Origin of the sequence: Hyphomonas sp. (assembly GCF_037969335.1) — a bacterium.
Classification (GTDB): Bacteria; Pseudomonadota; Alphaproteobacteria; order Caulobacterales; family Hyphomonadaceae; genus Hyphomonas.
Map to the genome: position 1 here is coordinate 1 of NZ_JBBKXE010000013.1, position 8582 is coordinate 8582.

Annotated in this window: 8 protein-coding genes and 1 riboswitch; of the genes, 7 read left to right on the forward strand and 1 reads right to left on the reverse strand. The window is 63.4% G+C overall.

From position 1 onward, the window contains the following. Positions 1-106: 106 nt before the first annotated feature. Positions 107-1054: a 4-hydroxy-3-methylbut-2-enyl diphosphate reductase gene (gene ispH / locus AADA04_RS00820; RefSeq protein WP_340691330.1), complete on the reverse strand. Its 948-nt coding sequence runs from the start codon at positions 1052-1054 to the stop codon at positions 107-109. Positions 1055-1165: 111 nt separating this feature from the next. Here ispH and AADA04_RS00825 point away from each other — a divergent pair, with 111 nt between their 5' ends. From AADA04_RS00825 to AADA04_RS00855, 7 genes are all read left to right on the forward strand, one after another. Next, positions 1166-1723: a hypothetical protein gene (locus AADA04_RS00825; protein WP_340691331.1), complete on the forward strand. Its 558-nt coding sequence runs from the start codon at positions 1166-1168 to the stop codon at positions 1721-1723. Positions 1724-1726: 3 nt separating this feature from the next. Further along, a complete protein-coding gene (gene argS, locus AADA04_RS00830) occupies positions 1727-3499 on the forward strand; it encodes an arginine--tRNA ligase (RefSeq protein WP_340691332.1) in 1773 nt (590 codons plus the stop codon). Positions 3500-3567: 68 nt separating this feature from the next. Beyond that, positions 3568-4695: a DUF697 domain-containing protein gene (locus AADA04_RS00835; RefSeq protein WP_340691333.1), complete on the forward strand. Its 1128-nt coding sequence runs from the start codon at positions 3568-3570 to the stop codon at positions 4693-4695. Between the two features lie 90 nt (positions 4696-4785). Then, positions 4786-4877: riboswitch (glycine riboswitch) on the forward strand. 141 nt (positions 4878-5018) lie between these two features. Continuing rightward, positions 5019-6176 (forward strand): glycine cleavage system aminomethyltransferase GcvT, encoded by a 1158-nt coding sequence (gene gcvT, locus AADA04_RS00840; RefSeq protein ID WP_340691334.1) that lies wholly within the window; start codon positions 5019-5021, stop codon positions 6174-6176. A gap of 10 nt (positions 6177-6186) precedes the next feature. Then, the gene (gene gcvH, locus AADA04_RS00845) at positions 6187-6579 is read left to right on the forward strand and encodes a glycine cleavage system protein GcvH (protein WP_340691335.1); all 393 of its coding nucleotides are present in this window, start codon (positions 6187-6189) and stop codon (positions 6577-6579) included. A 138-nt stretch (positions 6580-6717) separates the two neighbouring features. Beyond that, a complete protein-coding gene (gene gcvPA, locus AADA04_RS00850) occupies positions 6718-8061 on the forward strand; it encodes an aminomethyl-transferring glycine dehydrogenase subunit GcvPA (protein WP_340691336.1) in 1344 nt (447 codons plus the stop codon). Further along, positions 8061-8582: hypothetical protein (locus AADA04_RS00855; RefSeq protein ID WP_340691337.1), on the forward strand; the 522-nt coding region annotated here is incomplete at its 3' end. The genes gcvPA and AADA04_RS00855, both read left to right, overlap by 1 nt.

Genomic DNA, 8582 nt, shown 5'->3' on the forward strand with positions numbered 1-8582 from the left:
GGCGGGATCGGCAGCCAATACGGCAAATTCGATACATAATCATTAGCATTATGCATTGAAAAACAGCGAATTTACAGTGCCCGGAACAGTGCCTGACCGCTGGAGCCTAGTCGGACAGGATGCGGGGCAGCTTGAACGTGACGGATTCGCGGGCGGTTTCGACCGTGTCGAGGGTGACCTCAAACCGTGTGCGGCAGGCGTCGATGACGCCCTGGACGAGGTCTTCCGGCGCGCTGGCGCCGGCGGTGAGGCCGAGCGTGGTGACATTGTCGAACCATGACCAGTCGATGTTTTCGGCGCTGGCGACGAGTTCGGCGCGTTTTGCCCCGGCGCGCAGGGCGACTTCGACAAGGCGGACGGAATTGGAGCTGGCGCGGGCGCCGATGACCAGGACCAGCCCGGCGCCGGGCGCGAGCACCTTGACGGCGTCCTGGCGGTTGGTCGTGGCGTAGCAGATGTCTTCCTTGTGGGGGCTGGCGATCTCGGGGAAGCGGGCCTGCAGGGCGGCGACAATATCGGCGGTATCATCCACTGAAAGCGTGGTCTGTGTCACGAAGGCGAGGTTTTTCGGGTCTTTCGGTACGAAGCGTTCCGCATCAGCAACGGTTTCGATCAGGGTGATTCCCCCGCCGGGAAGCTGGCCCATCGTGCCGATGACTTCCGGATGGCCGGCATGGCCGATAAGCACGATCTCGCGACCGTCAGTATGGTGGCGTTCGGCCTCGACATGGACCTTGGAGACCAGCGGGCAGGTCGCATCGACATAGATCATCTGGCGCGCGGCGGCCTCTGCCGGCACGGATTTGGGGACGCCATGGGCGGAAAAGATGACCGGCCGGTCGGTCGGGCATTCGTCCAGTTCTTCAACGAAGACGGCGCCCATGGCCTCGAGGCGGCTAACAACATGGGCATTGTGGACGATTTCGTGGCGGACATAGACCGGCGCGCCCCATTTACCGAGCGCTTCCTCGACAATCTGGATGGCCCGGTCGACCCCGGCGCAGAAACCGCGGGGCGCCGCAAGGCGAATGGTCAGGGCGGGCCTGTCGGTCATTTAATAATCTCCTGCCTCTGCAGCGTTGCGCCGAGGCGCGCAGCCCTTTAACACATCTCCAGCAACAGATGGACAGGCCTTTTCATCAGGCCAAGAAGGACACGCCGACGCATGCGCATATTAGTTACCCTTCTCGCGGCGGCCATGCTCGTCGGATGCCAGTCGAAAATCGCCGAGACATTCGACACGCGCCAGAATGCCGGGCCATGCCCGCCAATGGGGGCGATCTATGACGTGTCCCGCTATGTGGAGTTCGCCGACGGCACCGACGAGACCTATTCGAACATCACCTATACGGCTGAAATCAACGATGTGCGCATGTTCTGCCGCTATTCGGACGATGACCCGCTGGTCGCGCAGATGGAAGTCGATTTCGCCTTCGGCAAGGGCGATGCTGCCACGTCCGACAAGCATTCCTATCCGTATTTCGTCGCCGTGACGCGCCGTAACGGAAAGGTCCTAGCCAAGGAATATTACTCGGTCGAGGCGGATTTCAAGGGCCAGAAACTGGCCGGCAAGACGGAATCGTTCAGCAAGATCGAAATTCCCCGGCTTGATGAATCGATCGCCGGATCGAACTTCGAGATCCTGGTCGGCTTCGACCTGACGCCGGAGCAGCTGGAATTCAACCGGGCGGGCAAGCGCTACCGTCTCGACGCTGAAAAGTAGACCATGGCAAGCCTGATCAGAGACCTGACGGCCGCCGCTGGCGCCGCTTTCTCTGCCATGGGGCTGGAGGAACGGTGGGGCGACGTGCGCCGTTCCGACAAGCCGGACCTGGCGGATTTCCAGTGCAATGGCGCCATGGGCGCAGCGAAATCTGCCGGGAAAAACCCGCGCGAGATTGCCGCCCAGATTGCCGAGGTGCTGAAGGCCTATCCGCTGGTCCTGTCGGCAGACGTGGCGGGGCCGGGCTTTATCAACATTCGCGTATCCGACGCCGCGCTGTCGGCCCGTGCGGCGGACATTCTGGCTGACAAGGACATGGCGGGCGGCGAGCTGGCGCCCGACCCGCACGTGACGGTGATCGATTTCGGCGGGCCGAACGTGGCCAAGCCGATGCATGTCGGGCATTTGCGCTCGGCGGTGATCGGCGACACGCTGCAAAGGCTCCTGAAATTCCTCGGCGATACGGTGACGTCGGACACGCACCTTGGCGACTGGGGCTTGCAGATGGGGCATCTGGTTACCGAACTGTATGACGAGCAGCCGGACCTGATCTATTTCGACGAGACCTATTCCGGGCCGTATCCCGCTGAATCGCCGGTCACGATCGAGGATCTCGGACGGCTGTATCCGGCCGCCAGCAACAAGGCCAAGGACGACCCGGCGCGCAACCAGCGCTCGCAGAATGCCGTAGCCGAGCTGCAGGCGGGGCGGGCCGGCTATCGCGCACTGCTGAAGCATTTCATCGACGTGTCGGTGGCGGCGCTGAAGGTCGACTATGCCTTCCTCAATGTCTCGTTCGACCTGTGGAAGGGTGAAAGCGACGTCGACCACCTGATTCCGGGCCTGATCGAGCGGTTCCGCAAGGCGGGGCTGGCCGAGGAGAGCCAGGGCGCGCTGATCGTGCATGTGGCGCGTGAGAGCGACAAAAAGGAAATGCCGCCGGTGATGCTGCTCAATTCGCGCGGCGGCACGGGCTATCACACGACGGACCTTGCGACGATCGAGGACCGGATGATGCACATGCATCCGACGCCGGAGCGGATGCTCTATGTCGTCGACCAGCGACAGGCGCTGCATTTCGAACAGGTGTTCCGGGCGGCTGAACTGGTCGGCCTGATCGATGAGGGGCATCTCGAACATATCGGCTTCGGCACCGTGAACGGGCCAGACGGCAAGCCGTTCAAGACGCGCGAAGGCGGCGTGCTGCGGCTGGCCGACCTGAACGCGATGGCGCTCGAGGAAGCGGGCCGCAAGCTTGGCGCAGCGAACCTGCCGGATGACATGGACGCCGCCGAGCGGGCCGATGTGGCGCGGGCCGTGGCCGTGGCGGCGCTGCGCTTTGCTGACCTGCAAAACACGCGGACGACGAATTACGTGTTCGATCTCGACCGGTTCACGAGCTTTGAAGGCAAGACGGGGCCGTACCTGATGTATGCCGCCGTGCGGATCAAGTCGCTGCTAAGGCGGGCGGAAGCAGACGGCAATGCGCCGGGCAAGATTGTCGTCGGCCACGACGCGGAACGCACGCTGGTTCTGGCGCTGGACGGGTTCGGCGCGGCCCTGCTGGGCGCGCGCGAGAAGCGGATGCCGCATATATTGTGCGAGCACGTGTTTGGCCTGAGCCAGGCCTTCAGCGGCTTCTATGGCGCGCTGCCGATTGCGAACGAGAGCGATCCGGCGCTGCGGGCGAGCCGGCTGGCGCTGGCGACGGCCGTGCTGAGGCAGCTCGAAGCCGGGCTCGGGATTCTCGGGATCGACGTGCCTGAGCGCATGTAGGGCATTGCGCCCGTGTGTGCCTATGTCTTCTGTATCGACGGATCGACCGCGACACAGAGGAGACAATCATGGCGAAGGCACTCAAGGATCAAAACGCCGGGGCCAGCGACGGCGTCCAGTGGGAACTTGCCTCGCAATGGGCGCGAGGCTGGCGCTTCGTGAAATGGTCAGCAACCGCGTTCATCGTGATCGCCTTCCTTGTCGTGATCGGGCAGGGATTCCTGTTCTACCGGATGTTCGACGATGTGCATCCGGTTCTGGGCTTTGCCTATGTGGTGATCCTGACCCTCATTCTTGGCGTCATGGTCGGCCGGCCGATCCGGTCCTTCCTGGCCATGCCGGTCGCAGCCCGGCCCCCTTCCATCGTGATCGATCCGAAGGCGCCGGAACCGTCGGCGCTGGCCGCGCGGCTGAAATACGACCTGAAATACCTCGCCATGCTGGCCGCCAATCCGCTGCTGAAAGACGAAAGCGAGGCCATTCGCGCGGGCATCGCCAAGGGCCGTACGCTGCTGGAGCGCGCGCAGCAGGCGTCGCAGGACGAGGCGCTGGCTGTGTCCGTGGCACTTGAAGCCTTCGAGCGGGACCATATCGAGGCCCTGCTGAAACCGCTGGATGCGAAGGTGAATGCGCTGATCCATGCCGAAGCTGTCGGCGTGGGCGTCGCCACGGCGGTATCGATGAACGGGACCGTCGATGCCTTTATCGTGCTCTGGCGCAATGCCAATCTCGTCGCGCGGGTGTCGCGGATCTATTTTGGCCGGCCACACCTGGGGGGCAGCTTGCGTATCCTGCGCGATGTGGCGGCCATCGTGGTCGTGTCGCGCGCGCTGGAAGATGTGACTGACATTACCGGTGACGTGATTGGCGGCCTGCTTGGCCGCATGGGCGGTCTGGTCGCCGGACCGCTGATGGATGGCGGTATCAACGCGATGATGACGCTGAAGCTCGGCTACCTGGCGAAACGCCGTTGCCGCAGCTTCAAGGGCTGGTCGGCCGGACAGGCCAAGGCGATTTCGGAAGAAGCGTTGCAGGGTGTGAAGCAGGAATCCGGCTCGGTCGTCGCAGACCTGTTGAAGCGATGTGGCGGCCTGACCTCGCATGCTGCGCGGGCGACCGAAAAGGCATTATCCGGGTCTAAGAATGCCTGGGGCCTAGTCCAGAGCTGGTTCGGAGGCAAGCCAGCTGGCGCCTGACCAATTGGCAGGCACATTTGTGGATAGGACGCGGGTCGCCGTAGTCGTTGCTTGCCGCGCCCTCGAATCCGTTCTAGTTCGAAGTCAATTCAACTCTGTCCCGGGAGAGAGCAGCTCTTGAAGCTGCCGCCGAAGGCGCAACCGCCCCGGAAACGCTCAGGCAAACGGACCGGGCAGGGTCAACACGCTGGAAAGAGGCTCTTGAGGCCTCGCCGAAGGAGCAAGCCCGTATGCCGGGCGGAATCTCTCAGGCGCCCAGGACAGCGGGGGCGACGGATATTTCGGCCTAGCGCCGATCCGTCACCTTTTGGATTGATGGCGCCATGGCAGATACCCCAACCGATGCATTGAAGCGAACCCCGCTTTACGACCTGCATGTTGCGCGCGGGGCCAAGCTCGTCCCGTTCGCTGGCTATGAGATGCCGGTGCAATACAAGATGGGTGTGATGGACGAGCATAAATGGACGCGCACCCATGCCGGCATTTTTGATGTCAGCCACATGGGCCCGTGCTTCCTGTCGCTGGAAGAGGGCATTGGCGGCGGCGATGAGGCGCATGCCAAGATCGCGGCTTTGGTCGAGACGCTGGTGCCGTCTGACATTGCCAGCCTGAAACAGGGGCAGGCGCGGCTGACCGTGCTGCTGAACGATGATGGCGGCATCCTCGACGATTTGATCATCACGCGTCCGCTGGGCGATGAGGCGCAGGGCAGCCTGTACATCGTCGTAAATGGCGCCGTGAAGGAACAGGACTGGGCCATCTTCGAAAAGGCGCTGGCGGGCAAGGCCGTGCTGACGCGCGCCGATGACCGCATCCTGTTCGCGCTGCAAGGGCCGGAAGCGGTCGACGTGCTGAGCGATTTCTTCCCCGGCTGCGAAGATCTGGCCTTCATGCATCACGAGCCATTTGAACTGAACGGCACGCGCTGCATCGTGTCGCGCTGTGGCTATACCGGCGAGGACGGGTTCGAGGTGCTGGTGGCGCCCGAAGCGGGCCTGCCGCTGATCGAGGAAATGCTGACGGATGAGCGGGTCGAGATGATCGGCCTTGGCGCGCGGGATTCGCTGCGCCTGGAAGCCGGACTTTGCCTCTACGGACATGACATGGACGCGAGCCGCAACCCGGTCGAGGCCGGGCTGAGCTGGGTGATCCAGAAGACGCGGCGCGAGGCGGGCAATTTCCCCGGCGCGGCGCGCATCCTGGCGGCGCTGAAAGACGGCCCGGCGGAGAAGCGCGTGGGCATCCGTCCGCTGGAGCGGGCCCCGGCCCGGGAGGGAACGGAAGTTCACGTGGGTGGCAAGGTGGTGGGCGTGGTGACGTCCGGCGGCTTTGGCCCCACCGTCGACCACCCGGTCGCCATGGGATACGTCGCGGCCGCCCATGCGGCGCCCGGCACGAAAATCGACCTGATGGTCAGAGGCAAGGCACGGCCGGGCGAAGTGGTCGCCCTGCCGTTTGTTCCCCATAATTACAAGCGATGAGGCATACACGATGAGCACGAAACTGACCGAACAGGTGACGTTCTATACCGAGGACCATGAATGGGTGACTGTGCACGGCGAACTCGGCACCGTGGGCATCACGAAATTCGCCGCTGAACAGCTGGGCGACGTCGTGTTCGTCGAGACCCCTGAAGTGGGCAAGGTGGTGAAGAAGGGCGACGACATGGCCGTGGTCGAGAGCGTCAAGGCGGCGTCCGACGTCTATGCGCCGGTCAGCGGTGAAGTGGTCGATGCCAATGCCGCGCTGGCCGACAAGCCTGAGATGGTCAACGAGCATCCCGAGACCGAAGGCTGGTTCTGTGTGATCCGCCTGTCGCATGGCGAAGAGCTGGCAGGCCTGATGGACCGGGACGCCTATTTCGAGTTCCTCAAGGGCCTTTAGCAGACCCGCTGCCTCACGCAGCGCTCATCCTGAGCAACGTCGAAGGATAGGGCGCGGGCCGCACAGACATCAAGCCAGAACCCCGTCCTTCGACTTCGCTCAGGATGAGGTTCTTCGAGAGAAAGAGACGAATTAGATATGCGTTACCTTCCCCTGACTGACGATCATCGCAAGGCGATGCTGGACGTGATCGGCGCGAAAAGCGCGGATGACTTCTACGGCGACGTGCCGAAGGAGGCCCGGCTCGGCGGCAAGATTGCCGGCCTGCCGGACCATCAGGGGGAGCTGGCGGTTGAGCGGCACCTGTCGAAATTGGCCGCCAAGAACCGCTCGGCCTCGTCCGGCCCGTTCTTTGTCGGTTGCGGTGCCTACAAGCATCATATCCCGGCCAGCGTGGACATGGTGATCCAGCGCTCGGAATTCCTGACGACCTATACGCCCTACCAGCCGGAAATCGCGCAGGGCACGCTGCAGACCCTGTTCGAATTCCAGACGCAGGTTGCGGCGCTGACGGCGATGGATGTGGCGAACGCCTCGATGTATGACGGCTCGACCGCCTGCGCCGAAGCTGCCGTGATGGCGACGCGCGTGACGCGGCGCAAGAAAGTGATCCTGTCCGGCGGCCTGCACCCGCATTATGCGGCCGCCACGAAACTGCTGTGCGAGGCGCAGGGGCTGGAAGTGGTACACTTGGCAGTGGCGGTCGATGGCGAGATGGCGCTGGCCGACGCAGTGGATGATGAGACAGCCTGCGTGATCGGGCAGAGCCCGAACGTGTTCGGCACGGTGACGGACATGTCCGCTGTGGCCGACGCCGCCCACGCGAAGAAGGCGCTGTTCGTCTCGGTCTTTACCGAAGCGGTCTCGCTCGGCCTCGTGACGCCTCCCGGTGAGATGGGCGCCGACATTGCGGTGGGCGAGGGCCAGTCGATAGGTGTACCGCTCGGTTTTGGCGGACCCTATGTCGGCCTGTTTGCATGCACCGAGAAACTGGTGCGCCAGATGCCGGGGCGCCTGTGCGGTGAGACCGTGGACGCCGACGGCAAGCGCGGCTTCGTGCTGACGCTGTCGACCCGCGAACAGCATATCCGCCGCGACAAGGCGACATCGAATATCTGTACCAATTCCGGGCTTTGCGCGCTGGCCTTCACCGCGCACATGACGCTGCTGGGCGACAAGGGCCTGCAGGGCCTTGCGCTGCTGAACCATGAGGCGGCGTGTGACCTCGCCGATGCGCTGGAGGCCGTGCCGGGCGTGGAGATACTGACGCCGCGCTTCTTCAACGAGTTTGCGTTCCGCACACCGATGAATGCGGAGGCGGTTCTGGCCATGCTGGACGAGGCCGGTGTTGTCGGCGGCGTTCGGGCAAGCCGCCTGTTCCCGGGCGAACAAATGGGCGACGTGATCGTCTGCGCGGCGACGGAATGCACGACACCGGAAGACATTGCCGCCTATGCAGCGGCGCTGAAGGAGATTGTGTAGTGAGGCTGACGGCTATCTTGCTTGCGGTCGTAGCAACCGTTATTGCCTTGGTAACTGGCGGTGCCTACGCCATGCAGGACAAGGTGCTTTTTCACCCGGATTCGACGCGCGTGGCGCCGAAGGCAGGATACCTCAAGGTCGAAGACATTCAGACCAAGGACGGCGAGGATCTTGTCGGTTGGTATACGCCTCCTTCAGCCGGGTGTCCCATCATCCTGTTCCTGCATGGCAATGGAAGCCGACTTGATCGGGATGTGTGGCGGTATGAACGCATACATGACCAGGGCGTGGGCTTGTTGGCGTTGGCCTGGCGTGGCTATTCTGGTTCTTCAGGGAAACCCTCAGAGCGGGGCTTCAATGCAGACGCGGATGCGGCCTGGTCGTGGCTCATGGCCCAAGGCTATGCGTCCCATGATGTAATCATTCAGGGCTTCTCGATTGGATCGGGACCGGCGACGCGCCTTGCGAGCTTGCAGGATGCCGGGGCGCTAATTCTCGAGGCGCCCTACTATTCAATGGCG

Bases quoted from the DNA above. Each gene is read 5' to 3' on its own strand.
- ispH (WP_340691330.1), bottom strand. From the start codon at position 1,054: ATGACCGACAGGCCCGCCCTGACCATTCGCCTTGCGGCGCCCCGCGGT.
- AADA04_RS00825 (WP_340691331.1), top strand. From the start codon at position 1,166: ATGCGCATATTAGTTACCCTTCTCGCGGCGGCCATGCTCGTCGGATGC.
- argS (WP_340691332.1), top strand. From the start codon at position 1,727: ATGGCAAGCCTGATCAGAGACCTGACGGCCGCCGCTGGCGCCGCTTTC.
- AADA04_RS00835 (WP_340691333.1), top strand. From the start codon at position 3,568: ATGGCGAAGGCACTCAAGGATCAAAACGCCGGGGCCAGCGACGGCGTC.
- gcvT (WP_340691334.1), top strand. From the start codon at position 5,019: ATGGCAGATACCCCAACCGATGCATTGAAGCGAACCCCGCTTTACGAC.
- gcvH (WP_340691335.1), top strand. From the start codon at position 6,187: ATGAGCACGAAACTGACCGAACAGGTGACGTTCTATACCGAGGACCAT.
- gcvPA (WP_340691336.1), top strand. From the start codon at position 6,718: ATGCGTTACCTTCCCCTGACTGACGATCATCGCAAGGCGATGCTGGAC.